This window comes from Pseudomonas quebecensis, assembly GCF_026410085.1.
In the GTDB taxonomy this organism is placed as follows: Bacteria; Pseudomonadota; Gammaproteobacteria; order Pseudomonadales; family Pseudomonadaceae; genus Aquipseudomonas; species Aquipseudomonas quebecensis.
The window spans coordinates 3,036,597-3,061,225 of the sequence record NZ_CP112866.1 but is presented as its reverse complement, the minus strand read 5'-3'; the positions used below and the strand labels follow the sequence as shown (position 1 = coordinate 3,061,225).

General features: G+C 62.6%; 27 protein-coding genes. 12 read left to right on the top strand and 15 right to left on the bottom strand.

What is annotated here, in order from left to right:
* Positions 1 to 10: 10 nt before the first annotated feature.
* On the top strand, positions 11 to 181 hold the full coding sequence (locus OSC50_RS14155; RefSeq protein WP_181077026.1) for a metallothionein: 171 nt from the start codon (positions 11 to 13) through the stop codon (positions 179 to 181).
* A 63-nt stretch (positions 182 to 244) separates the two neighbouring features.
* Here the strand turns inward: OSC50_RS14155 and OSC50_RS14150 are convergent, their stop codons facing one another.
* Both OSC50_RS14150 and OSC50_RS14145 read right to left on the bottom strand, forming a co-directional pair.
* Positions 245 to 517: a hypothetical protein gene (locus OSC50_RS14150; RefSeq protein ID WP_253506742.1), complete on the bottom strand. Its 273-nt coding sequence runs from the start codon at positions 515 to 517 to the stop codon at positions 245 to 247.
* Positions 518 to 533: 16 nt separating this feature from the next.
* Positions 534 to 776, bottom strand: coding sequence for a DUF6555 family protein (locus OSC50_RS14145; protein ID WP_181077030.1), 243 nt, complete (start codon positions 774 to 776; stop codon positions 534 to 536).
* Positions 777 to 891: 115 nt separating this feature from the next.
* Here OSC50_RS14145 and OSC50_RS14140 point away from each other — a divergent pair, with 115 nt between their 5' ends.
* From OSC50_RS14140 to OSC50_RS14130, 3 genes are all read left to right on the top strand, one after another.
* Positions 892 to 1,656: an AraC family transcriptional regulator gene (locus OSC50_RS14140; RefSeq protein ID WP_266248905.1), complete on the top strand. Its 765-nt coding sequence runs from the start codon at positions 892 to 894 to the stop codon at positions 1,654 to 1,656.
* 89 nt (positions 1,657 to 1,745) lie between these two features.
* Positions 1,746 to 1,919 (top strand): DUF1427 family protein, encoded by a 174-nt coding sequence (locus tag OSC50_RS14135; RefSeq protein ID WP_181077033.1) that lies wholly within the window; start codon positions 1,746 to 1,748, stop codon positions 1,917 to 1,919.
* Positions 1,920 to 1,946: 27 nt separating this feature from the next.
* Positions 1,947 to 2,906 (top strand): quinone oxidoreductase family protein, encoded by a 960-nt coding sequence (locus tag OSC50_RS14130; protein WP_266248907.1) that lies wholly within the window; start codon positions 1,947 to 1,949, stop codon positions 2,904 to 2,906.
* Positions 2,907 to 2,964: 58 nt separating this feature from the next.
* Here the strand turns inward: OSC50_RS14130 and OSC50_RS14125 are convergent, their stop codons facing one another.
* The 3 genes from OSC50_RS14125 to OSC50_RS14115 form a co-directional block, all read right to left on the bottom strand.
* Positions 2,965 to 3,987 (bottom strand): purine-nucleoside phosphorylase, encoded by a 1,023-nt coding sequence (locus tag OSC50_RS14125; protein WP_181077037.1) that lies wholly within the window; start codon positions 3,985 to 3,987, stop codon positions 2,965 to 2,967.
* 14 nt (positions 3,988 to 4,001) lie between these two features.
* A complete protein-coding gene (locus OSC50_RS14120; protein ID WP_266248908.1) occupies positions 4,002 to 4,949 on the bottom strand; it encodes a nucleoside-specific channel-forming protein Tsx in 948 nt (315 codons plus the stop codon).
* Positions 4,950 to 5,121: 172 nt separating this feature from the next.
* Positions 5,122 to 6,042, bottom strand: a complete 921-nt coding sequence (locus tag OSC50_RS14115) for an AraC family transcriptional regulator (RefSeq protein WP_266248909.1) — start codon at positions 6,040 to 6,042, stop codon at positions 5,122 to 5,124.
* A gap of 230 nt (positions 6,043 to 6,272) precedes the next feature.
* Here OSC50_RS14115 and OSC50_RS14110 point away from each other — a divergent pair, with 230 nt between their 5' ends.
* A complete protein-coding gene (locus OSC50_RS14110; protein WP_266249716.1) occupies positions 6,273 to 7,577 on the top strand; it encodes an ABC transporter substrate-binding protein in 1,305 nt (434 codons plus the stop codon).
* A gap of 16 nt (positions 7,578 to 7,593) precedes the next feature.
* The gene (locus OSC50_RS14105; protein ID WP_181077044.1) at positions 7,594 to 8,367 is read left to right on the top strand and encodes an L-iditol 2-dehydrogenase; all 774 of its coding nucleotides are present in this window, start codon (positions 7,594 to 7,596) and stop codon (positions 8,365 to 8,367) included.
* 19 nt (positions 8,368 to 8,386) lie between these two features.
* On the opposite strand, the gene OSC50_RS14100 is transcribed toward OSC50_RS14105, so the two are convergent.
* Positions 8,387 to 9,079: an NUDIX hydrolase gene (locus OSC50_RS14100; protein WP_266248910.1), complete on the bottom strand. Its 693-nt coding sequence runs from the start codon at positions 9,077 to 9,079 to the stop codon at positions 8,387 to 8,389.
* Between the two features lie 145 nt (positions 9,080 to 9,224).
* Between OSC50_RS14100 and OSC50_RS14095 the strand changes: the two genes are divergently transcribed.
* Genes OSC50_RS14095 through nadE form a run of 3 tightly spaced genes read left to right on the top strand, consistent with a single transcriptional unit; the run spans position 9,225 to position 11,918 of the window.
* Positions 9,225 to 9,872 (top strand): nicotinamidase, encoded by a 648-nt coding sequence (locus OSC50_RS14095; protein WP_266248912.1) that lies wholly within the window; start codon positions 9,225 to 9,227, stop codon positions 9,870 to 9,872.
* 11 nt (positions 9,873 to 9,883) lie between these two features.
* Positions 9,884 to 11,101 (top strand): nicotinate phosphoribosyltransferase, encoded by a 1,218-nt coding sequence (gene pncB / locus OSC50_RS14090; protein ID WP_266248914.1) that lies wholly within the window; start codon positions 9,884 to 9,886, stop codon positions 11,099 to 11,101.
* 1 nt (position 11,102) lies between these two features.
* Positions 11,103 to 11,918 carry an NAD(+) synthase gene (gene nadE, locus OSC50_RS14085; protein WP_266248915.1) on the top strand — a complete coding sequence of 272 codons (816 nt, stop codon included), beginning with the start codon at positions 11,103 to 11,105 and terminating at the stop codon, positions 11,916 to 11,918.
* A 1,304-nt stretch (positions 11,919 to 13,222) separates the two neighbouring features.
* On the opposite strand, the gene OSC50_RS14080 is transcribed toward nadE, so the two are convergent.
* From OSC50_RS14080 to OSC50_RS14050, 7 genes are read right to left on the bottom strand one after another with little or no spacing between them, the layout of a single operon-like run.
* The gene (locus OSC50_RS14080; protein WP_266248917.1) at positions 13,223 to 14,254 is read right to left on the bottom strand and encodes an ABC transporter substrate-binding protein; all 1,032 of its coding nucleotides are present in this window, start codon (positions 14,252 to 14,254) and stop codon (positions 13,223 to 13,225) included.
* An 11-nt stretch (positions 14,255 to 14,265) separates the two neighbouring features.
* Positions 14,266 to 15,363 carry an NAD(P)/FAD-dependent oxidoreductase gene (locus tag OSC50_RS14075; RefSeq protein WP_266248919.1) on the bottom strand — a complete coding sequence of 366 codons (1,098 nt, stop codon included), beginning with the start codon at positions 15,361 to 15,363 and terminating at the stop codon, positions 14,266 to 14,268.
* Complete coding sequence (locus OSC50_RS14070) at positions 15,360 to 16,703, bottom strand: FAD/NAD(P)-dependent oxidoreductase (RefSeq protein WP_266248920.1); 1,344 nt, start codon at positions 16,701 to 16,703, stop codon at positions 15,360 to 15,362. Before OSC50_RS14070 ends, OSC50_RS14075 begins: the two co-directional genes overlap by 4 nt.
* On the bottom strand, positions 16,700 to 16,990 hold the full coding sequence (locus OSC50_RS14065) for a (2Fe-2S)-binding protein (protein WP_181077059.1): 291 nt from the start codon (positions 16,988 to 16,990) through the stop codon (positions 16,700 to 16,702). The genes OSC50_RS14070 and OSC50_RS14065 overlap by 4 nt, the downstream gene beginning before the upstream one ends.
* A complete protein-coding gene (locus OSC50_RS14060) occupies positions 16,990 to 17,784 on the bottom strand; it encodes an ABC transporter permease (protein ID WP_266248922.1) in 795 nt (264 codons plus the stop codon). Before OSC50_RS14060 ends, OSC50_RS14065 begins: the two co-directional genes overlap by 1 nt.
* Positions 17,785 to 17,788: 4 nt before the next feature.
* On the bottom strand, positions 17,789 to 18,634 hold the full coding sequence (locus tag OSC50_RS14055) for an ABC transporter permease (RefSeq protein ID WP_181077063.1): 846 nt from the start codon (positions 18,632 to 18,634) through the stop codon (positions 17,789 to 17,791).
* Positions 18,631 to 19,659 (bottom strand): ABC transporter ATP-binding protein, encoded by a 1,029-nt coding sequence (locus tag OSC50_RS14050; RefSeq protein WP_266248924.1) that lies wholly within the window; start codon positions 19,657 to 19,659, stop codon positions 18,631 to 18,633. Before OSC50_RS14050 ends, OSC50_RS14055 begins: the two co-directional genes overlap by 4 nt.
* Before the next feature lie 243 nt (positions 19,660 to 19,902).
* Here OSC50_RS14050 and OSC50_RS14045 point away from each other — a divergent pair, with 243 nt between their 5' ends.
* The 3 genes from OSC50_RS14045 (at position 19,903) to OSC50_RS14035 (ending at position 23,662) form a co-directional block, all read left to right on the top strand.
* The gene (locus OSC50_RS14045; protein WP_253506786.1) at positions 19,903 to 20,733 is read left to right on the top strand and encodes an IclR family transcriptional regulator; all 831 of its coding nucleotides are present in this window, start codon (positions 19,903 to 19,905) and stop codon (positions 20,731 to 20,733) included.
* Positions 20,734 to 20,962: 229 nt separating this feature from the next.
* On the top strand, positions 20,963 to 22,156 hold the full coding sequence (locus OSC50_RS14040; protein WP_267165219.1) for a hypothetical protein: 1,194 nt from the start codon (positions 20,963 to 20,965) through the stop codon (positions 22,154 to 22,156).
* Between the two features lie 150 nt (positions 22,157 to 22,306).
* The gene (locus tag OSC50_RS14035; protein WP_181077068.1) at positions 22,307 to 23,662 is read left to right on the top strand and encodes an MATE family efflux transporter; all 1,356 of its coding nucleotides are present in this window, start codon (positions 22,307 to 22,309) and stop codon (positions 23,660 to 23,662) included.
* 148 nt (positions 23,663 to 23,810) lie between these two features.
* Here OSC50_RS14035 and OSC50_RS14030 read toward each other — a convergent pair whose 3' ends face one another.
* Complete coding sequence (locus tag OSC50_RS14030) at positions 23,811 to 24,173, bottom strand: type II toxin-antitoxin system HicB family antitoxin (RefSeq protein WP_181077070.1); 363 nt, start codon at positions 24,171 to 24,173, stop codon at positions 23,811 to 23,813.
* Positions 24,170 to 24,421, bottom strand: a complete 252-nt coding sequence (locus OSC50_RS14025; protein ID WP_034096965.1) for a type II toxin-antitoxin system HicA family toxin — start codon at positions 24,419 to 24,421, stop codon at positions 24,170 to 24,172. Before OSC50_RS14025 ends, OSC50_RS14030 begins: the two co-directional genes overlap by 4 nt.
* Between the last annotated feature and the right edge of the window lie 208 nt (positions 24,422 to 24,629).

Genomic DNA, 24,629 nt, shown 5'->3' with positions numbered 1-24,629 from the left:
GAGTCTGACCATGCCAGATCAAACCTGTGCCTGCCCGCACTGCAAATGTGTACTGGGCGTCGATGCGGTAATGAAGGACGGTAAGGGTTATTGCTGCCCGGGCTGTGCCGAGCACCACGCTCATGGCGAACCGTGTGCTTCGGCCACGGGATGCGAGTGCGCCAAGTCGGCTAAAAGCTGAGGTAGGGCAAGCGCGGGCGTTGTGGCGGGCCGGCCGGCCCGCCACACGCTTCTTCAGTACGGGTTACTGCGCTTCAAGCTGCAGTTGCAGGCTCTGGTCGGCCAGGCGCCGGCTGTCTCTGACGACCGCACTGGTACGTCGGCCTTGCAGCGCAAACACTACGGTCTGTGCATCCTGCAAATCTTCCGGCAGCGGTTGGAACACCTTGAGCACCAGCCGCTCGGACGTGTGCTCCAGGCTCACCTGACATTCGGCCTGCTTGGCCAACGGCCCGAACAAGGTGTTCTGGGTATAGTCGATGTGTGCCTTGCCAGTGACGTGTTCGGGTAAAGCCATGCTGTTTTCTCCTCTTTCATGCCTGCGCGCGTGCGTCCGAGCGGCGCCATTGCACGTTCTGGATGCCGTACTTTTCGGCCTGGGCCGGGCTGGTCTTTTTCACCTGCTCGCGTGCGAAGCGCCCAATACGGCCGACGCCCGCGTCGCAACTGGCCCAATGCCAGGCTTCCAGAGTGTCGAGTTTTTCCAGACGAATAATGAATGACTTGGCTTCGCCATGAAGGGTGTAGTCGATTACAAACAGTTTTGCGTTAGTCATGGGGCCATCGTCCCTGGTGGTATAAGCAAGTGATCCCCGGCGGCGCTGAAAATTCACTCGGATTGTCGAGCGGTGCTCATTACCATGGCCGCTCATCCACCCAAGACGACCGCCCATGGCCCTGGCAGCGCCCCCCGACCTGACCGATCCCGCCGTCCCCGTGCAGCCCCTGGCGCGCACGTATCCGCGCGGGCTTTACATCGAGCCCCATTGCCATGAATGGGGCCAGTTGCTCTACGCCATGAGCGGCGTGATGTGGGTTGAAACCCCGCGCGAGGCCCTGGTGGTACCGCCCCAGCGCGCGGTCTGGCTGCCGCCGGGGGTGGAACACGGGATTCGCGTGGTGTCGGATTTGCAGATGCGCAACATCTACCTGCGCCCGGCACTGGCGGCCACGCTGGATGCCGAGGTGCAGGTGATCGATGTCGGTGGGCTGCTGCGCGAGCTGATCGTCACGCTGGTGGAGCAGGGCGACAGCGGCGATGGCGCCTACTACGACGCGGTGGTCGGCCTGGCCCTGCTGGAGTTGCACCGTGCGCGCCGCTCGTCGATCCGCATCGCCATGCCGGTGGGCGCCGACCGCCGGCTGATGAACGCGTGTCAGGCGGTGATGGCGGCGCCGTCCCTGGCGATCCCGTTCGAGCAGCATGCCGAAGCGGCCGGTGCCAGCGTGCGCACCCTGGCGCGGCTGTTCCAGAGTCACCTGGGCATGGGTTTCGCCGAATGGCGGCGCCAGGTGCAATTGGCCACGGCGGTGGCGGCGCTGATCCAGGGCCAGTCGGTCAGTGGAATTGCCCGCGCACTGGGTTATTCGCCGAGCAGTTTCAGCGACATGTTCCGCCGCGAGCTGGGGGTAGCACCGTCGCAGTACGTGGGTTGAAGGGTTGGCCGATATCCTGAAGCTCTTGGCCGATGTCGGCGCGGCGCGCTGCCTAGACTGGCGCTCTCAACTGACACGGCGTAACCCCCATGGATTATCTGATTTCCCTGGCCATCGGCCTGCTGGTCGGCGTGCTCTACGGCGCCCTGGATTTTCGCTCGCCCGCACCGCCGGCCATCGCCCTGGTGGGCCTGATGGGCATGCTGCTCGGCGAAAAACTCTGGCCCATGGGCCGGCAACTGGTCAGCGGCTGGCTGTCCTGAACCCTTTTTTTCTGCGGGAGAGCACGCATGAACGCATTGCAATTTTCCACCACCGGCGACCTCGCCGCGCTGCGCCTGGTTGATGTCCCCACGCCGGTTCCGGCCTTGGGTGAAGTGCTGGTGCAGATCAAAGCCGCCGGCCTTAACCCCAGCGACGTCAAGAACGTGCTCGGGCGTTTCCCCTACACCACGTTGCCGCGTATCCCCGGCCGCGACTTTGCCGGCGTGGTGGTGCAGGGCCCCCAGGCACTGCTCGGCCAGGAAGTGTGGGGCACCGGTCGGGACCTGGGCTTCTTCGCCGACGGCTCCCATGCGCAGTACCTGACCGTCTCGGCCAAGGGCGTGGCGCGCAAACCCGCGCAATTGAGCTTTGCCCAGGCGGCCAGCCTCGGGGTGCCGTACACCACTGCATGGGATGCCCTGGAGCGCAGCGGTGTGGGCAGCGGCACGCGGTTGCTGGTGATCGGTGCCAATGGCGCGGTGGGCAGCGCGGCCCTGGCCCTCGCGAAAATCCGCGGTGCCCAGGTGCTGGCGGCGGTACGCCGCGCTGAGCAGGTCGAGTCGTTACAGGCCGAGGGTTTCGCCGCGATTGCCCTGGGCCAGCCTGAAACGCTGGGCGCGCAGGTGCATGAGGTGTTCGCCGGCGGTGCGGATGTGATCTTCGACACCACCGGCTTCTGGTTGCCGGCGGCCGTGGCGGGGCTGGCGGCGTTCGGGCGCATCGCGATCATCGCCGCACCGGTGGACGGCCACGTGCAATTGCCGGCCCTGGCGCTGTATCGCAAAGGCGGCTCGGTGGTGGGCATCAACTCATTGCTCTATGACTGCGAACAATGCGCGGCGATGCTGGAGCAGTTCGGGTGTTTCTTCGACGAAGGTTCGCTGCCGCTGCCGACTGGCCTGCGCGAGGTGGCGCTGGCCGAAGGGGTCGGGTGTTATGAAACGGTGAACCAGGGCAGCGCGGATAAAATCATTCTGGTGCCCTGATAGGTGCAGAGGGGCGCCTGCTCAGCACGGCAAGCGCCCCGTCGCAAGCCTCATGGTCTCAGGCGTCCGGCACCCCGTTCTCCCACGCCGACCAGTTATTCAGGATCGCCTGCACCAACGGGTTGCCCGTGCGATACAGGTTCTCCAGCGCCGGTACGAAGCCGCCCTGATCGGCGTACTTGAGCAGGTTATCCACTTCGCTGTAGCCAGGGTAAGGACGGTCGAAGTCCGAGCCGGCGCGCACCACCGCCAGGCGCTGGATATCCACCAGACCTTCGCGGCTGGCGCGCAGCAGGGCTTCGTAGGTGGAATTGTCTTCCTGTTGAGTGGTGCAGTACTCGCCTTTATTGTCGGTCAGCAGCTTGGTCCACACCTCGGCGCGCTCGCTCAGCCGCGTGCCGGAGAACCAGGTATTGCCGGCCAGCGTGTCACAGCGAGTGACCCGCGGCGGCTGGTTAGCGGGCGCGGCGGGGTAGTGTTTGCGCCAGGCGGCCGACTCCTTGCTTTCGCTGAGTTCGACCTGGTGCGACAAAGCGAAGGCCTTGGCCTGCAATTTGGGGTTGAGCTCGAACACCTCGGTTTTGTAGTCCAGCGGCGGTTTCTCGTTGGGCCCCTTGGTGTTGATGCCCAGGTAACCGGTCGGCCATTGCTTGGGCGCATCCCGCGAATCCAACTCCCACTGCGTGCCGAACTCCACCAGATAGTGAGCCCACGCAGCGGTGCCGAGGGTGCCGTGCTTGGGGCTGATACCGGCGATGCCCGCGACCAGAAAGTAGCTCTGGCGCAGATCGAACTGCGGTGACAGCGCCAGGGCCAGGGTGGATGCGGCGGCATTAGTCTGGCCCATACCGGTGACCAGCAGGCACACGTCCTGGGTGTTGCAGCGGATTACCGGGTACTCGGCGGACAGGCCCGGCACGCGCACTTCCTGCTTGAGCGCCAGGCGGTCTATCCAGGTTTGCGCCTCGGGGGCGAACATGGTGACCAGCATTACCTTGGGCTTGATCGGCGCCTGTGCCAGCGCCACGTGGGGCAGCAGGGCGAGGCCGATGGCAATCGAAAGACGGTTGAATGCGTTCATCTGTTGCTCCTTGATCAGAATTGGTAGCCCACGCCGGCGTAGTAACCCCAGCCGTCGGAGCGCGCGCGGAAGTTGCCTTCGCCGAAATTCAACTCGCTGCCGTCTTCCCAGTTGCCGCCGTTGTGAAAGTAACGGCCAACCAGAGTGAAGCGCAGGTGCGTGAACGAATACAGCAGCACGTTGGTCGCGACCAGGGCGTTGGCGGTACGCGCCGGGTTGTCCTTGTGCAGGTCCGAGCCAAAATCGTAGTTGGTGAAGCCGATGTAGGTCAGCGAGGCACCGTTGTCGAACTTGCCGATAGGCACGATGTACTTCATCTGTGCACGGTAGCCATCCCAGGAATACTCGTTGCTCGCCCCGTAGTTTTCCCACTGGTAGCGTCCATAGAAGTTGGCCGACAGGTTGACCCGCGAGTGGGTCTCGATGTCGGTGCCCAGGCCGCTGTACAGCGTATTGGCGCGGTTTTCCTTGTTGCTGCCGTGATCGTAGATCCAGTCGAACGCCACGTACCATTCCTTGAATGGCCCGATGGCCAGGCTGCGTCCGGCCAGGTAGTCGATGGAAATGCGCGGTTCATGCTCCATGAACACCGGCGAGCCATGGTCCCACACGCCTTTGTCATTGCTGTTACCGATGGTGAGGATCTTCGGCACATCGATATAGCCGTACAGCTCGAACGGGCCCTTGCGACCGAAATACTCGTATTCCAGGTAGACATCGTCCTGTGGCTTGGGGCCGAAACTGATGTCTTTGCTGCCGATCAGCGTCAGGTCCTGGTTGAACCACTCCGACAGGTACGCGCCTTTCTTCGGCGGGCTGGCTTCGGGGGCGAGGGTTTCGCCCTGTGCTGAGTCATCGGATGGCGTGGTCTGCGCCAAAATGGGTGCGCTGAGTAGTCCCGTAACGGCGGCCAGTAGCACGGAAACAGCAAAGGGGGCGGGGAGCCTGGAGGTGGGTTGCATTGAAAATCCCTGTTCTTACGCGGTTTAAACCCGATTGCTCGGGCAGCGAGGAGCTTGGCTGGCAAGTTCGTATCGCAAACGTTTGCACAGGATGTACCAACTTCGTTTACAGGACTGAAATGGCTGGAAAATTCAGCCAATAGTCGACCCATTGATCAACATTGGCTGGGTGTCATTTTCTGCTGCGGTTGAACAGGTGAATCGCCGTCTCGCGTCGATATTCGCTCGGCGTCTGCTGCATCTCGATGCGAAAGTGTCGGTTGAAATTCGACAGGTTGGCGTAGCCCACTTCAAAGCAGATATCCGCCACCGACATCTGGCTGTGCAGCAGCAAGCGGCAAGCGCGCTGCACCCGGAATTTGCGCATCAAGTCGATAAACCCATGGCCGGTGTTGCGCTTGAAGAAACGTGAAAACCCCGGCTCGCTCATGTCCAGCTGGCGGGCGATCTCCGACAGGCGCACATCGCCGGTCAGTTCGCGCATCAGGTAGTCGAACGCCTTGTTGATGGGCTCGGCACTGCGCGCATCCAGGGTGGGGGCGTAGCACGGGCTGGCCAGGGCCTGGGCCTGCGAGGGCGGGGCGTTCTTGAGGGTGTCGAGCAGCTGCAGGAACAGGATCAGCCGCTGCAGGCCCTGGGCGCGGCCGATGTCTTCCAGCAGGCTCGCGGCCCGCACGGCGGTGTCGCCGCTGAAAGCCAGGCCGCGCCGCGCCTGTTCGAACAAGCGCTGCACGTCGCCGAGTTCCGGCAGGGTATTGCGCAGAGCGAGCAGGGCGGCGCCGTCGAATTGCAGCACCACGTCACGGCCGGCCAGGTACTCGCCGGGGGCGAGGTCGCCGATCCAGTCGTGGGGCAGGTCGGGGCCGATCAGTGCGACGTGCCCGGCGCTGAACGCGCCAATGTAGTCGCCCGCCACCAGCTTGCCGCTGCCCTGGCGGATCAGGTGGATCTCAAACTCGGGATGGTGGTTCCAGCGTGCCAGGTCATAGGGATAGTCGTGTTCGAACCAGCGAAAGCAGTGGTCGGGCTCGGGCAGGATTACTTCGCGCTCGGCAGGGCGGTGTTCGAACAGAGCGGCGCGGCTGACGGGCATGGCGATGCCTCTTGTCGTTGTGGGAACGCCTCAAAATACGCCGCTGAGCACCCGCGCGCTACCCGCGCTTGCGCCCGCCGCCGATACTTTTTTGCAGCGTTGCCAAGGGTTAAAAAAGTACCAGTGGCGCATCCGCCACGGGTTTGTGAGGGCGTAACCAAGCTGCTGTAATCGGCGCTCAACAACAAAAACAACAGGTGGAAACCGTCATGCTCCCAACCTGCAAAACCATGCTTGCACACGTGCTGTTCGGGCTTACCGGTCTGGCCTTGGCTTTGCCCAGCCAGGCCGCGGACACCGTGACCATCGCCACGGTCAATAACAGCGACATGATCCGCATGCAACGCCTGTCCAAGGTGTTTGAGCAACAGCACCCGGACATCAGGCTCAACTGGGTGGTCCTCGAAGAAAACGTCCTGCGCCAGCGCCTCACCACCGACATCGCCACCCAGGGCGGGCAGTTCGATGTGTTGACCATCGGCACTTACGAGACGCCGCTGTGGGGCGCCAAGCAGTGGCTGGAGCCGCTGACGCAACTGCCGGCCGATTACGCCGCCGACGATATCTTCCCGTCGGTGCGCCAGGGCCTGTCGGTCAACAACACCCTGTACGCCTTGCCGTTCTACGGCGAAAGCACCGTAACCTACTACCGCACCGACCTGTTCCAGCAGGCCGGCCTGAGCATGCCCGCGCACCCGACCTGGAGCCAGCTTGGCGAATTCGCCGCCAAACTCACCGTTAAGGACAAGGGCCAATACGGTATGTGCCTGCGCGGCAAGGCCGGTTGGGGCGAAAACGTCGCGTTGCTCAGCACCCTGGCCAACGCATTCGGGGCGCGCTGGTTCGACGAACAGTGGAAGCCTGAGCTGACCAGCCCCGAGTGGACGGCGGCGGCCAACTTCTACGTCAACACCCTCAAGCAATACGGTCCGCCGGGGGTGTCCAGCAACGGCTTCAACGAAACCCTGGCGCTATTCAACAGCGGCAAATGCGTGATCTGGGTCGATGCCAGCGTGGCCGGCTCGTTCACGACCGATAAGAGCCAGAGTAAAGTCGCTGACAGCGTCGGCTTTGCCGCGGCCCCGACCGAAGTCACCGACAAAGGCTCCTCCTGGTTGTACGCCTGGTCGCTGGCAATCCCGGCCACCTCCAGGCACAAGGATGCCGCCAAGGCCTTTATCGCCTGGGCCACGTCCAAGGACTACATCCAACTGGTCGCCGACAAAGAAGGCATCACCAACGTACCGCCGGGCACGCGCCAGTCCACCTATAGCGCGGCATACCTCAAGGCTGCACCGTTTGCCCAGGTGACGCTGGAGATGATGCGCCATGCCGACCCTGCGCACCCATCGCTCAAACCGGTGCCGTATGTGGGCATCCAGTACGTGACCATCCCCGAGTTCCAGGCCATCGGCACCTCGGTCGGCAAGCTGTTCTCGGCCGCGCTCACGGGCGGCATGTCGGTCGATCAGGCCCTGCAGCAGGCGCAGACCAGCACCGAGCGCGAGATGAAGCGCGCCGGCTATCCCAAATAATCCTCAGGACATCACCATGAAACGACTCGACGGTAAGAGCGCGCTGATCACCGGATCGGCGCGAGGCATCGGCCGTGCCTTTGCCCAGGCGTACATCGCAGAAGGCGCCACGGTGGCCATCGCCGATATCAACCTGCAAAAGGCTCGTGAAACCGCCGCCGAGCTGGGGCCCCAGGCCTACGCGGTAGCGATGGATGTGACCGACCAAGGCTCCATCGACGCCGCGATCGATGCGGTGGTGGCCCACGCCGGCAAATTGGACATCCTGGTCAACAACGCGGCGTTGTTCGACCTGGCGCCCATCGTCGACATCACCCGCGAAAGCTTCGAACGGCTGTTCTCGATCAACGTCGGCGGCACGCTGTTCACCTTGCAGGCCGCTGCGCGGCAGATGATCCGCCAGGGCCACGGCGGCAAGATCATCAACATGGCCAGCCAGGCCGGTCGACGCGGCGAGCCGCTGGTGGCGGTGTACTGCGCGACCAAGGCGGCGGTGATCAGCCTGACCCAATCAGCGGGATTGAACTTGATCAAACAGGGCATCAACGTCAACGCCATCGCCCCCGGCGTGGTGGACGGCGAGCATTGGGACGGCGTGGACGCGCTGTTCGCCCGGCATGAAGGCCTGGCGCCGGGCGAGAAGAAAAAACGCGTAGGGGCCGAGGTGCCGTTCGGGCGCATGGGCACCGCGCAGGACCTCACTGGTATGGCGATCTTCCTGGCGTCCAAGGAAGCTGACTACGTGGTGGCCCAGACCTACAACGTCGACGGCGGTAACTGGATGAACTGAGCCCTGCCGGGCAGCAAGGCTACTCGGCAAAACTGCGATCGAAAAAATACACCGACCCAGGCTTCAGCTGTTCCAGCGTGGCCTGGGGCCGGCCGCCTTCACCCGGCTTTTTACGCCCGGTCTCGCGCAGGTATCCCGCCTCGGTCAGCTTCAGTAGACGCTGACGAATACTGGTCTTGAGCACCGGCCTGCCCAACACCAGGGAAAAGATCGACGTCGCTTGCGGCGCGCTGAATTCATGCCCGAGGAACATCAACGGCAAGCTGCTGTATAACGACTTGGACAAGAGCCGCTCGAGCACGGCTGCAACGATCAGGTTGTGATCGAACGGCAGCCTGATCCTGCCATCCGCCACGGCGTTCAACGAGAACCAGCCCTGACGCTCCCCCAGGCTCACTTCCTGCGCCACGATTGCCAGGTAATACGTCGACGACGACCAGCAGCGCGGGTCGCGGAAGGCATCGCCCACCGTGCCGACCTGTTCGCACCAGGCCAGCTCCAGGCCGACCTTGTCACTGGCGCGCAATCGCTCCACCGCATCCTTGAGGCTCAGATCTTGCACGCCGCCATTGACCACCACCCCCGGCAATGCCCAGTGACCGGCGAACGGTTGCGCATCGCGCTGGTTGAGCAGCAGTTTGAGTTCTCCCGAGGCGCGGCAGTAAAACAGCACGCACAGATCGACGGTGTGCAGGTACGGGCTCAGTGACATGGGACATCCTTCCTAACAACGATGGGTACAGTCTAACGGATCGAAGCGATATGTCATGTACTCGCGTTGGCACATATAAATAAATGTTTCTTGCTTTGAAAGTACATGACGTGTACTTTTGTTTCCAGGCCACAGGAGAAACGCCATGACCCTTTCGAAAACTGCCATTGCTTCATTCGACGTCGATGCTCAGAAGAGCTTTACGCCGCTGTGCCCCAACGAGTTGCCTGTGGCAGGCGGTGACCGGATCGGCGCCGAACTCAACTACATGGCCAGCCTGGCCGGGCACCGCATCGGCAGTAAAGACGCGCACACCCCCAACGCTCCGTGGGTGGTCCGGGAGCAGGCCGAGATGATGCAGGCCACCGGCCTGGTCCACGCCGATCTCACCTGGGTCAGCCACTGCGTGCCGGGCACCGAAGGGTTTACGTTGCTCGACGAATTGCCCACTCCCTATGACTACGATTACTTCGTCTGGAAAGGCGTCGAGCCTGACCTGCACCCCTACGGCGCCTGCTACCACGATCTGCACGACAAACTGTCCACCGGCGTCATCGAGTATTTGAAAGCCCAAGGCGTGCTGCGAGTCATCGTCGGTGGCCTGGCCCTGGACTTCTGCGTCAAGACCACTGCCTTGCAACTGCTCAGGGCCGGCCTGGAGGTGGTCCTGCACCTGCCGGCGTGCCGCGGGATCAGCGAGGAGGGCGGCGAGCAGGCCGTCAATGAGTTACTCAAGGCCGGTGCCGCTGTCAGCCGCACCCGCGAAGAACTGGCCGCGATGGCCACGCGTTAAGGAGAGACACCATGGAAAGTGCATACGACTACCAAGCCCCGGTGATCCAGGGCCTGCTCGACACCGATTACTACACCTTCACCATGATGCAGGCGGTGTTGCACCAGCACCCCAACGTCGATGTCGAGTACAACTTCATCGTGCGGTCCAAGGAAAAACTCGGCCACCTGATCCCTGAACTGCGCGCCGAGCTTGAGAAACTCGCCGACCTGCAGATGCGCGAGGGCGAGCTGCGCTTTCTGTTCAACCCGCGCTTTCGCGAGTACCTCTCCCCGGATTACGAGCGCTTCCTCGGGCTGTTCCGCTTCAACCTGCGTTATATCCACGTCAGCGAAGTGGACGGCCAGCTCAACGTCCGCGTGATCGGCCCGATGCTGCACTGCATCATGTTCGAACAACCGGTGCTGGCGCTGGTCAGCGAACTGCGCAATCGCGATAAATACCCCGACGTGACCCTCGAAGACGTCACCCGCAAGCTCTATCAGAAATTCGACTGGCTGGAGAAAAACCTCAGTCGCGACGAACTTGCCGATTTGCGCGTCTCGGACTTTTCGACCCGCCGGCGCCTGTCGTTCAAGGCCCAGCGCGAAGTGGTCGACATCATGCGCCGCGATTTCCCCGGCCAGTTCATCGGTACCAGCAACGCACACCTGGCCTATGAGTTCGACTTGCCGCTGATCGGCACCATGGCTCACCAATGGCTGATGGTGCACCAGCAACTGGGGCGCCTGCGCGAGAGCCAGAACGCCGCCCTGGAAAACTGGGTGCGTGAATACCGGGGACGCCTCGGTGTCGCCCTGACCGATTGCATCAGTACCGATTTCTTCCTCAAGGATTTCGACCTGTACTTCGCCAAACTCTACGACGGCCTGCGCCAGGACTCCGGTGACCCCATTGTGTGGGCCGACAAAGTGCTGGCCAGATACAAGGAACTCGGCATCGACCCGATGACCAAAGACCTTATGTTTTCCGATGGGCTGAACTTCGAAAAATGCGTGCCGATCCTGCGCCACATTCGCGGCAAGGCACGGTTCGGTTTCGGCATGGGCACCAGCCTGGCGTGCGATGTGGACGGCGTAGAGCCGCTGAGCATCGTGATGAAACTGGTGCGGGTCCATGGCGAACCGGTGGTGAAGTTCTCCGATGACCCGGTGAAAAACGTCTGCGAAGACGCCTCGTTTTTGCAGTACGCCGCGCAAGTCTTCAACGTTGGCAAAGTGGAGGTGTGACATGCAAACCCAGGACCGCATCGCTCAGGAACTGAACATCAACCGCGCGCTGGGCCAGGGCGGCGAGCCCCAGGAAATCCAGCGGCGCATCGATTTCATCAAACACACGCTGCGCCAGTCCGGCTGCACAGCGCTGGTGCTGGGCATCAGCGGCGGTGTCGACTCGCTGGTCGCCGGCCGCTTGTGTCAGCTGGCCGCCGAGCAACTGCGTGACGATGGCTATGCCGCGCGTTTTATCGCCATGCGCCTGCCTTACAAGAGCCAGGCCGATGAACACGATGCCCAGGCCTCCCTGGACTTCATCCAGCCGGACCAGATCGACACGCTGAACATCGCCGCCAGTGTCGACGGCTTGATGGCCAGCCTGGAGGCCAGCGAAGCCAGCGCCGCGCAGGTGGATTTCATCAAAGGCAACGTCAAGGCCCGCGCCCGCATGATCGCGCAGTACGCCGTGGCTAACCTGCACAACGGGCTGGTGGTGGGCACCGACCATGGCGCCGAAGCGCTGATGGGGTTCTTTACCAAATTCGGCGACGGCGCCTGCGACCTGGCGCCGCTGTCCGGTCTGACCAAGACCCAGGTACGCCTGCTCGGCACCGCGCTGGGCGCGCCGGCCAACCTGGTCAAAAAAGCCCCCACCGCCGACCTCGAAGAACTGGCGCCGGGCAAACTCGACGAAGTGGCTTACGGCTGCACCTACGACGATATCGATGCCTACCTGATGGGCGAACCCGTCAGTGAGCAGGTACGCACGATAGTGGAGAACGCCTACCACAAGACCGCACACAAACGCGCGCTGCCCATCGTTCCCGTCTAACCTCGCACCCTGTCCGGGACGAGTGGGCTTGCTTATGGTGAACAGGCTCGCAGGTGGTGAGCGAGCCCGCTCACCACGAGAACCTCATCTTCTCAGGCTATGTTTCACCGAAGATGTGCAGCCACCAACCCTAACCACGATGCGAAGCGAGCCGCTCTTGCTCTCGCTTTTGCTTTTGATCTCAGGCGCCCCGTTAACCACGCTGGCCGGAATTCGGCATTGATTTGGAGGGTAAACCGGCAGGGATGCCGGTTTAGCCGCCCCGCGCCATGGATGGCGCGTGGCGGCGGCCCTCCAAATCAATGTCGGATTACGGGTACACCGAGCCTAGGCGAGGTGCCGAGTGGTGGGGCAAAGCGTTTTTGGTTACTTTTGGCGCTCTTCCAAAAGTGACCCGCCGTAAGGGCGGAACCCATAGCCGCCGTAACCATAGCAACGGATATGTACTCGGTTTGATCCAACATCCTGGTCGGCTGTCAGGCCGCCATCGGGGGCAAGCCCCCTCCCACATTTAAAATCCTCTGGGCCACCCCACGACAACTCGGTGAATCTGGCCCCGATAGCCATAGATATCTACACACGTTTCAAAGGCTGAAATAACTCTGTGGTGAGCGGGCTGGCCCCGCGCTGGGCTGCGAAGCGGACCCATTCCAGGCGATGGGGTTTAGCTGACACACCGAGGTGCCTGGGTTTGGGGCTGCTTCGCAGCCCAGCGCGGGGCCAGCCCGCTCACCACAGCAAGCCCGCTCACCACGAGAACCTCATTTTCTCAGGCTATGTCACCGAAGATATGCAGCCACCAACCCTAACCACGATGCGAAGCGAGCCGCTCTTGCTCTCGCTTTTGCTTTTGATCTCAGGCGCCCCGTTAACCACGCTGGCCGGAATTCGGCATTGATTTGGGGGGTAAACCGGCAGGGATGCCGGTTTAGCCGCCCCGCGCCATGGATGGCGCGTGGCGGCGGCCCTCCAAATCAATGTCGGATTACGGGCACACCGAGCCAAGGCGAGGTGCCGAGTGGTGGGGCAAAGCGTTTTTGGTTACTTTTGGCGCTCTTCCAAAAGTGACCCGCCGTAAGGGCGGAACCCATAGCCGCCGTAACCGCAGCAACGGATATGTACTCGGTTTAATCCAACATTCTGGTCGGCTGTCAGGCCGCCATCGGGGGCAAGCCCCCTCCCACATTTAAAATCCTCTGGGCCACCCCACGGCAACTCGGTGAATCTGGCCCCGATAGCCATAGATATCTACACACGTTTCAAAGGCTGAAATAACTCCGTGGTGAGCGGGCTGGCCCCGCGCTCTACCGCTCAATCGACCGGCTCCACCGCGCATTCCACTCCGGCCGCGCCTGGTTCACCTGGTCCCAGTCAATTGAAATCGCCGTCTGCAAATACCCCTGCATCGCTTCCACCCGCGCGCGGGTCTTGTCGGTGGTCGGCGTGGTTGGGTTCGAGGGGATCTGGTCACCTTCCTCCAGCGCCGGTGCCTGGGCCTCGGCGGTCAGCAGGTAGGCTGCGAGTTTCTGCGCCAGCTCCGGCTGGTCGTTGCGGGCAATTACGCATTCGGCGACGTTCAGCACCACCGCGCCTTCCTTCGGTTGCGCATATTCCATCGGTACGCCGAGCAGTTTCTGCGTGGCGACCTGGGTTGGAGTGAGGGGAAAGATCGCGGCTTCGTCGGTTTGCACCATCTCGGAGATTTTCGCCGAGCTGGCGATGTATTCCAGCACGTTGGGCCCGATGGTTTTCGGCCAGGCCTTGAAGCCGGGGTCGACGTTGGTCTCGTCGCCGCCCTGCAAACGGTTGAACATCAAGAAACCGTGCAGGCCGAAGGTGGAGGAGGCCAGGGACTGGAACACCACTTTGTCCTTGAAACGCGGGTCGGCCAGGTCCATCCATGAAGTGGGCGCGGCCCAGCCTTTTTCCTTGAACAGCCTGGCGTTGTAGCCAAGGCCGGTGACGCCCAAAGTCACGGCCACCGCTTCGTCCTTGATTTTCGCCTTGGGCGGAATCTGCTCCAGGGTCGGGCTGGGGGCCAGTTTGTCGCACAGGCCCATGGAAATGGCGCGGTACATGATGCCGTCGTCCAGGAACATCACGTGCATCTGCGGGTTGTCTTTGTTGGCCTGGACCTTGGCGAGAATGTCCGACGAGGTGCCGGGCACGATCACCACCTTGACGTCGTTGGCCTTCTCGAACGCAGGCAGTACTTTGTCGGCATACACCCGTTCCATGGTGCCGCCGTTCATGCCCAGGTACAGCGTCGGCGCGGCATGGGCGCCGGCGGCGAACAGGGCGAGGGTCAAGCAGGACAGCGCATTGCGTGGGTTCATGGTTGTTCCTCTCAGGCTTGGAAACGACGGATGGAAAACGCTTCGATGGGCTGGCGGCTGCGGCCGGAGCAGACGAGCTCTGCCAGGGCTTCGCCGACGGCGGGACCGAGCTGGAACCCGGCGCCGGCAAAGCCGAAACCGTGGAGCAAACCCGGTGTGGTGCTGCTGGGGCCGATCACCGGTTCGTGATCGGGCAGGTAACCTTCGGTGCCGCTCCAGGTGCGGATCGCCTGGGCGCCCTGGAGAAACGGGTACAGCTCGGCGGCATTGCGCAGAATCTCCAGCACCGCCGCCTGTCCGGGGCGAGCCTGGCGCGGGCCCAGGGCAAAGCCGCGCCCGCCACCGAGGATGCAATTGCCGCGCGCGACCTGGCGCGCGTAGATTCCGCCGCCTTCAACGCCGGTGCTGACGTTCATCACCACCGGCAGCGGCTCGGTGACCAGCATCGCCGGGTGCGCCGAGGTGATCGGCACCGGCTCGCCGAACTGTGCGGCCACGCTGCCGGCCCAGGCTCCGGCGCAGTTAAGCAACCAGGGTGCGCGTAGCTGCAGGCCGTTGGCGCAGTGCACCTGGAACGCCTGCCCGTCATGCTCGATGTGCACCACCTCAGCCTGCTCGTGCACCACCGCGCCGTGCCGTTGCGCGGCGCGGGCAAAGGCCGGTGATACCAGGCGCGGGTTGGCATGCCCGTCTTCCGGGCAGAGCGAGGCGCCGACCGCCACGTCGCCTACCCATGGGAAACGCGCGCGCAGTTCGACGCGGTCCAGCAGTTGCAGGCCCAGATCAAACTCGCGGGTGCGCTCGGCGTAGGCGTGCAGCGCGTCGAAATCGGCGGCGCTGCGGGCCAGCTTCAAATGCCCGCAGCGCACGTATTCGCCGTCGATGCCGATCAGCCCCGGCAACTCGCCCCACAATTGATGGGCGCGTTGCGACAGCGGCAATTGATGCAAGGGCCGACCCTGGCGGCGCACGCCGCCGTAATTGACGCCGCTGGAATGCGAGCCGCAAAAGTCGCGCTCCAGCAGCGCCACGCGCTGGCCTTTATGGGCGAGCATCATTGCCGCCGAAGCGCCGACAATGCCGCCGCCCAGTACGATCACATCGGTCATGGCTGCACCTGCACGCCGAACGGCAGCGGCTTGATGGGGGCCTGGCCACGCAGACGGCCCACGTCTTCAACGTTGCGGCCACTGCGCTCGGCGACAATCTCCGCTGCCGCCAACCCGCACATTCGGCCCTGGCAACGGCCCATGCCGACCCGGCAGTGGGCTTTGACCCGGTTGATCTCCCAGTGCCCCTCATCCACCACCGCGCGAATATCGCCGGCGCTGACTTCTTCGCAGCGGCACACCATCAAGCGGTCCGGCGCCTGCGCCGCCCAGTGTTCAGGAAAGGGGAATGCGCTTTCCAGGCCCAGGCGAAAGCGCTGGATGCGCGCCAATTGGCGTTCCAGAGCGGCGGGGCGTTGTTGATCGATGGCAATACCGGCGTCCTCCAGCAACGCCAGCGCCGCGCGTTCGCCGGCCATCTGGGCAGCATCCGCGCCCATGATCCCGGCACCGTCGCCCGCCAGGTAGACGCCTTCCACGTTGCTGCGCCCGGCGCTGTCGCGGGTGGGCAGCCAGGCACGGTTCAAGGGGTTCCAGGCGAAAGCGCAACCGAGCAGGTCCGCCAGCTGGGTTTCGCTGCGCAGGGCATGGGCGAAAGCGACCGCGTCGCAGGCGAGGGTGTGCGTGCCCCAGCGAATGCCGCTGACGCGTTGTTCACCGTCGATCTGCGCGAGCGTCGCGCCTTGGTGTACGGGCACTCCGTGAGCCGTCAGCCAAGCGCGGTAGTACAAGCCCTTGGCCAGGGTCGCCGGTTGCCCGAGCAGCGCCGGCAACGCCCGGCATTGAGCACTGAACGGCGCGCTGTCGAGCACCGCCACCACCGTTGCGCCGGCCTTGGCGTATTGATACGCCACCAGATACAGCAATGGCCCGCTGCCACAGAGCGCCACCCGCTCACCGATGGCGCAGCCCTGGTACTTCAGGGCGATCTGCGCCGCGCCCAGGCTGTACACGCCGGGCAAGGTCCAGCCAGGCACCGGCAGGATACGGTCGGTGGCGCCGGTGGCGACGATCAGCCGCGAGTACTCGAGGCTGTCGGCGTGGTCGTCCGTGAGCAAGTCCAGGCGCTGGTCCTCGGCATTCCACACCAGGGTACGTGGCCGATAGTCGATCAACGGCGCCAGTTCATCCAAGGTGCGATGCACGGCTTCGGCCTTGCTCGCTTCGAAGCCATAGAGTTGCCGGGCGGTGCGCTGGAAGCCCTCGGGTTGGCGCCGATAAATCTGCCCGCCACCGCGCAGGCCTTCGTCCACCAGGCAGGCTCGGATGCCATGGTCGAGCAGGGTGCGCGCCGCGCTGATCCCCGCCGGGCCTGCGCCCACAATCACTACCGGCTTCATGCTGTGCGCCCCGGATCGCGGCGGATCGCCTGGCCCGCTTCCAGCAGCGTCGAACAGGCGCGTACGCGCCGACCGTCTTCCAGCCACACCCAGCAATCCTGACAGGCGCCCATCAGGCAGAACCCTGCACGGCGTTCGGCACTGAAGTCGCTGCCGCGCAGATGTTCGCCGCAGGTCAGCACGGCGGTCAGCAGCGTGTCGCCGAGCAGGGCGCTGGCCGGTTGACCGTCAAGCGTAAACGCGATGGCAGGGCGTGCGGTGTCGGCCAAGCGTTTGAACAGGGCCATCAATGTTTCCCCACCAGCACGCGGTCCAGGCCGTAGACCCGGTCGAGCAGAATCATGGTCGCCGCCGTCAGCGCGATCACCAGCGCCGACACCGCCGCCATCATCGGGTCGATGGATTCGGTGGCGTACACGTACATGCGCACCGGCAGGGTTTGCGTGGCCGGCGAGCTGACAAAAATCGACAAGGTCACTTCATCGAAGCTGTTGATGAACGCCAGCAGCCAGCCACCGGCCACGCCGGGCAGGATCATCGGCAGGGTGATCAGGCGGAACAGCGTAAAGCGACCAGCCCCCAGGGACTCGGCCGCCTGTTCGGCGCTGCGGTCGATACCGATGGCCGCCGCCAGCACCAGCCGCAGCACGTACGGGGTGATGATCACCACATGGGCCAGCATTAACCAGGTGAAGCTGCCGTTCACCCCCATCAGGGCGAACAGGCGCAGCATCGCCACCCCCAGTACCAGGTGCGGGATGATGATCGGCGACAGGAACAAGGCACTGAAAAAGTTGCGCCCCACAAACGAGTAGCGACTGATCGCCAGCGCCGCCGGCACCGCGATCAGCGTGGCCAGGGTCGCAGCGCTGAACGCCAGGATCAGGCTGTTGTAGAACGCCTGGATAAAGTCGGCGCGTTCGAACACCGCGCGGAACCAGCGCAGGGAGAACCCCTGGGTAGGCAGGCTCAAGGTGTTCTCCGGGGTGAACGCCACCAGGCATACCACCACCAGCGGCGCCATCATGAACAGCACCACCAGGCCATGGAAACCGAGCGCCAAAGGACCGTTTCTGGACATGTGTCTAAACCCCCAGGGACTTTTTGTAGCGACTTTCGAGCAGGCGGTTCCAGCTCAACATGATCAGCAGGTTGACCAGCAGCAACACCACCGCGATGGTCGCGCCCATGGGCCAGTTGAGTTCCGAGAGGTACTGGTCGTACACCACGGTGGCGACCATTTTCAGACGCCGCCCGCCGAGCAGGCCGGGGATCGCAAACGAACTGGCGGCCAGGCCGAACACAATCAGGGTGCCGGACAGCACCCCGGGCATCACTTGGGGCAACACGATCCTGCGCATCACCGTGGCCTGGCTGGCGCCGAGGGACAGCGCCGCCTGTTCGGCCGACGGGTCGAGTTTTTGCAGCGAGGTCCACACCGGAATGATCATGAACGGCAGCATCACATGCACCAGCGCGATGATCACCGCGAACGGCGTGTACAACAGCTTCACCGGGCGCCCGCCGAGCACTTGGATCAACTGGTTGATCAGGCCGTCGGCGCCGAGCAGCAGGCTCCAGCCAAACGCGCGCACCACCACTGAAATCAGCAGCGGGGTGAGGATCAGGATCAGAAAGATCGAGCGCCACGGCGTGCCCATGCGGCTGAGGATGTAGGCCTCCGGTACGCCGATCACCACGCACAGCAGGGTGACCAGCGCGCTGATCCAGAAGGTGCGCCAGAAGATTTCGTAAAAGTACGCGTCGCTGAAAAGCGCCAGGTAATGGGCCAAGGTCCACTCGCCGGCTTTCACCCCTACCTGATAATCGAACACGTTGAACGACAGCACCAGGGTCAGCCCCAGCGGCAGGATCAGCAGCCCGCTGAACAGCAGCAGCGCCGGCAGCGACAGCAGGTAGCCCCGACTCATGGGCGCACCTCGTCGGTGGCCAGCACGCGCAGCAGCTCAGCCGGCCATTCCAGGCCGACCGCCGCGCCTTTGGCCAGCGGCGCGCTGCCGTCGTTGGCGCGCACCACGGTGATTTCACCCAACGAAGTGTGGATGCGGTAAAGCCATTGGCTGCCAAAGAAGAAGCGGTCGAGCACCTGGCCTTGCAGGCGCCCGCTGCCGGCGTTCACCAGTTGGATTTTTTCCGGGCGCAGACTGAGGGTCAGTTCGCCGTCGCCGCTTTCATGCCGCACTTGCGGCATGCCGAGGGCGTCGTAATCGCCGGGCAACAGGTTGGCTTTGCCCACGAAGTCAGAAATGAAGCGCGTGCGCGGGTGTTCGTAGAGGGTATAGGGTGCGTCGATCTGGGTCACGCGGCCGGCCTCCATCACCACCACGCGGTCGCTGATGGACAGCGCTTCGGCCTGGTCGTGGGTGACCATCAGCGTGGTGATGCCCACGGCGCACTGGATGCGGCGGATCTCGAACTGCATCTCTTCGCGCAGGTTGGCGTCGAGGTTGGACAGCGGTTCGTCCAGCAGCAACACCGGCGGTTCGATCACCAGGGCGCGCGCCAGGGCCACGCGTTGGCGCTGGCCGCCGGACAGCTCACGCGGGTAGCGCTCGGCGTGCGGGGCCAGGCGCACCAGATCGAGCACGGTCTTGACCTTGCCGGCGATCTCGGCGGCGGGCACGTTGCGCATCTTCAGGCCGAAGGCGACGTTGTCGCACACGCTCATGTGCGGGAACAGCGCGTAGCTCTGGAACACCACGCCCAGGCCACGGCTGGCGGGCTTGGCATGGGTAATGTCGCGCCCATCCAGCAGGATCTGGCCGCTGGTCACCTCGACGAAGCCGGCGATCATTTGCAGGGTGGTGGTCTTGCCGCAGCCCGATGGGCCGAGCAGGGAAACGAACTCGCCTTTTTCCACGGCCAGGTCGGTGGCAACCACTGCGTCGACGGCGCCGTAGCGTTTGCTCAAGGCGATGAGTTGGAGAAATGCCATGTCTGCGTTCCACCTTTTTCAGTCGCGTCGAAACGCGCTTTTTTTGTTTTGGGCAGATGCGAAAAGAATGTTGCGGGTGCGTTGGCGCTCGATCTCAAGTCGGCTGCCGTGTGTTGTTCGTTTTCGCCCCTGTGGACGCAGATTAGGACGAAGACTAGGATGCGTGGAAGATGGAATTTCACTGAACGGACTACTTTTTTCAGTTTTATTCACTCACCAGAATTAAAAGAGATGAAAGGCGATATGGATTCCACTGAGCGGAATGAAAACCTCAAGGAAGTCGGTGCTGGCGGCGTATCACGGTTGTTTGCGCTGCTGCGTACGTTGGGCGAGGTTTCGCAAGACGGCGAACGTGTGACCCAGCTTGCGCAACAGGTCGGCCTGTCCCAACCCACCACCCACCGCCTGCTGCGCAGCCTGATGGAGGAGGGGATGGTGGAGCAGGACGCGCGCAGCAAGCGCTATCGCCTGAGCCTGGAGTTCTTCGCCCTGGCGGCCAATGCGGGCAAGACCGGTAACCTGCGCGACTTGGTACGACCGAGCCTGTTGCGCCTGAGCGCCTCCTTGGGCGATTCGCTGTTTTTACTGGCGCGCAGCGGCTTCGATGCGATCTGCCTGGACCGCAGCGAAGGCCCGTACCCGATCCGCACCTTCACCGGCGATATCGGTGGGCGCGTCGCTCTTGGCGTGGGGCAGGGCAGCCTGGCGATCCTCGCGTTCCTGCCGGAGGAAGAGCGCGAAACCGTGATCCGCTACAACCTGCCTCGGCTCAAGGATTTTCACCTGTACGACGAAGTGCTGCTGCGTTCGGAAGTGGAGAATGTGCGCAACCTGGGCTACGCGGCGCGTAACACCGGGGTGCTGGAAGGCATGGCGGGCCTGGCGGTGCCGATCCTCGATCGCGATGGGCACGCGGTGGCCGCATTGAGTGTGGCGACCATCAGTGACCGGTTGGGGCCGAGCCGCCTGCCGATGGTGGTGGAATTGCTCAAGCGCGAGGCCGTGGCCATCGGGCCGAGGATCAATCCGTTTGATCCGACGTTGCGCAGGCCGTCGAAGACGTTTGGCGATTGACCTGGGGGCTGAATCGGAGGGCAAGGCCTACTTTGGCGGGGATACTTTTCTCACTGCGTTCGGGCCGTGGTCCGAGCATGCAAATGTCATGTTCTTTCAGGGGATTGTACTGTTACTGCGGGGTGCTGGAACCGTTAAGTCGTAGGCCGCCACACAGGGAAAGTGATCCAGCGCAGGGTTTGCCTGGGTTGACAGTGTAGGACTCCATTAACGAGGAATGATGATGAGCATGTTTTATCCGCCTGCGCCAAATTGCATGAGAAACGAGGCTTCCTATAACGCGATGCCAGTCAGCCAAGGTCAGTGGCGTGGTGCAGGTCAACCTGCACTGAGCGGTGGAGCGCTTCCTCCTGTGCGTATTTTGGGAGAGTTTGCAAACAACTTCGACTATTTCAGAACCCCAGGTTCTCCTTTCGTTTCGCGTGACACGCTTGAGCATGTAGCTGAACGTCCAATGACCGGCGACCCTTACCATGACCGGATGACCATGCTCGCCAGGGAGATTTCCCGCAATCCTGAAATGGCTGACATGCTGGATGGCATCACCAATGGTGGTCAGCAGGATGGTCTTATCAGTCCGGACGATGTGCTCGAGAGTATGGCGGTGTACGGCGCCCCAAATACGTCCTCTCTTATGAACGCAGACGATCAGCTCGCGAATACGGTTCTGTCCAGCGCGCGAAACGCGTCCACCGCCTTCTCGTCAGCCATGCGGGAGGTCGGTCCTGCAGGCATGCCCGGGGGAATGCGGCAACAACGAATGAACCAGGTTTTTGCGCCGTGGCCTTCCTCTACAGGCGACACCTTGGGCGGTAAGGCTTCGGGATATGACGCCAAGCCTTATGCCAACGACAGCAACGAAGCCCTTTCCAATAAAGTACTGGCCCGTTTCAGCGCGCTGGAAGATCCGGATGCCCCAGGGTTTATCACCGATAAATCACTGAGTTCCGTCGCCGGCGGCTTTCACTTGGATGGGCGGCCAGCGACCCGGGATGAAGTGAACATCGCCAGGGAGGTGCAGAATCGGGGTGACTTGTTCAAGTCGCTCGACCGTGGTCAAAGCGGTTCGGTGGATGGCCGTTTCTCCCGAGACGACCTTGTTTACCTCTCCGATAACGATAAGGGAATGAGCGATTACGACCTGCTTAAAGGTATCAAGGATAACTTCAGGCAATATACGGCGGGCGCCAACGACAGGTTCATCAACGTCTCCGAACTGGAAGAGGCAGCAGGTAAGAGGCCGTCAACTCGAACGTTCACTCCAGAGGCGCGCCAACTGGCGGCTGAACTGCTGAGACGCCCAGGCTTGTTGCGTGAAACGGATATCGGCATTGGCGACAACGGTCCGGGCGCTGAAGACCGCCGATTCGATATGATCAACATCGACTACATGATGGGAAAACGAAAGCCGGACGCCAACTGAGATCGCGTGGTCTGGTCAGCTCGAGCCGCTATGGCGGTTAGCAAGGCAGCTCGGCTGATCATCATCTCGATAAAGGACAAACCTCGGGAAGGTCGGATCCAATTACGGTATAACCCTCGAACGCTTTTGTGATCCGAGGCCCCGTTTTTCATGCAAAGCCCTTTGCAACGCCCGCTGTGGCAGGTCTACCTGATCTTTCTCGCACCCATGGTGCTGTCCAACTTCCTGCAGAGCTTTTCCGGCACCCTCAATGGCATCTATGTCGGGCAGATGCTCGGTACCCAGGCGTTGGCAGCGGTCTCGGGGATGTTTCCCATCGTGTTCTTTTTCATTGCCCTGGTGATCGGCCTGGGCGCTGGCGCGTCGGTATTGATCGGCCAGGCCTGGGGTGCCCAGGAAACGGGCATGGTCAAGTCGATTACCGGCGCCACGTTGACCCTGGGCGCACTGGTGGGGTTGATTGCGGCGGTGCTTGGCAGCCTGTTCGCGCGCTCGGCGTTGCAGGCACTGGGGACACCGCTGGATGTGCTCGACGATGCGGTCGGCTATGCGCGGATGATGATGCTGATCATGCCGTTGCTGCTGGTGTTTATCCTCTACACCCAACTGTTGCGCGGGGTCAGCGACACGATTTCACCTTTGCTGGCGCTGATGGTCTCGACCCTGGTCGGCTTGCTGCTGACTCCGGCATTGATACGCGGCTGGCTCGGCCTGCCACCGCTGGGCATCCAGAGCGCGGTGTACGCCGGCCTGGTGGGTAACGCTGCGGCGATGCTGTTTTTGATCCTGCGCCTGCGCGGTAAAAATCATGTAATGGCACCGGACCGCGAGTTGCTTGCAGCGTTACGCCTGGACCGCGCGATTCTCGGCAAAGTCCTGCGTATCGGCTTGCCCACCGGCCTGCAGATGGTGGTGTTGTCGTTGTCGGAATTGGTCATCCTGGCCCTGGTCAACGGCCACGGCTCCCAGGCCACGGCGGCTTATGGCGCGGTGACGCAGATCGTCAACTACGTGCAGTTCCCGGCCTTGTCCATTGCCATCACCGCCTCGATCCTCGGCGCCCAGGCCATCGGCGCCGGGCGCCTGGAGCGCATCGGGCCGATCCTGCGCACCGGGCTGCTGATCAATACCTGCCTGACCGGCGGGTTGATCGTGCTGGGTTATGCACTGTCGCACTGGCTGCTCGGTCTGTTCATCACCGACGCGGCGGCACGGGTCAACGCCGAACACCTGCTGCACATCATGTTGTGGAGCATCCTGGTGTTCGGCTTTCAGGCGGTGGTGGGCGGCATCATGCGCGCCAGCGGCGTGGTGCTGATGCCGGTGGCGATTTCGATTTTCTGCGTGTTGTGCGTCGAGTTGCCGATGGCCTACCTGTTCAATGCCCATTTCGGTCTGGAAGGGGTGTGGATGGCGTTCCCGGTCACCTACTTGGCGATGCTCGGGCTGCAGACCGCGTATTACCGGTTGGTATGGCGGCATAAGCAGATCAAACGGTTGGTGTGATAGAAAAAATGCGCACATTCGGCACAGGCGGCGTCTGAGTCATGGCAAACCCTTACGCGGATTTATTTCAGGTTCCCGGCGCCCGCGCCTTTGTGCTGGCGGGCATGTTTGCGCGCATGACTGGGGTGTCGGCGGTTGGGGTAGTTTGCTATGCGCTGGGGTGAAGTTCTGCGAAGTGATGTTGCAGGAACTCATTCAGCGCCTGACGCGTCAGGTCATTGAGCGTGACTTTCCTGCGGGTCGCCGCCAGCGCCGCAGCTAAATGCAGGTCATGTCCGACCCGCACATTGAAAGATCCCTTGCAGGGTTTTTCCGGGGTTTGACCAAGGTTCTGGCACGTCACGAGATAGTCGTCCACGGCCTCCTGAAAAGCGGCATCCAAATCAGCCACGGTTTTTCCTTCGTAGCTGATCAGCGCCTTGATGAATAGGATCTTGCCGAACAGGCAGTTGTCTTCAAGGCTGGCCTCGATAGAGCCGATGTAGCCTTTGTGTTTGAGTTGGTTGTTCACTGAATCAGTTCTCCTGATTTCAATTGTTCGATGATCTGGCGTCGAATGTAGTGCTTCAGTTCGTTGCCAGGGTGAGGCTTGTGCAGCGTGATCATTGCAGTGGGGTCGCCACTGTCGAACTTGACGCGGCTTCCAGCCCCTTCGATCTGTGTGTAGCCCAGGCGACGCAGCAGCGTGACGAGTTCGGGCCATGTAAATGCCATTTGCTCATTGAGCAGTTTGGCCAGCAGCTTTTCATTTTTGGACACGGCGGTCCTTGCGTGTAACTAAATGTAGTTGCATAAAGTGGTTTCCGTCAATGCTAGCTCGGTTACGTGCATCTTTCCCGTCACAGGTGTAACCCTTGATGACGCTCGGTTTCGCGCCTGCATCCCCTCGCTAATTTTTCCTTTCGCGATTCGTTTTATAGGGACGACGTGCCTTTGTGCTTCCTGCCTATTGCTCCGGATCCCAAGA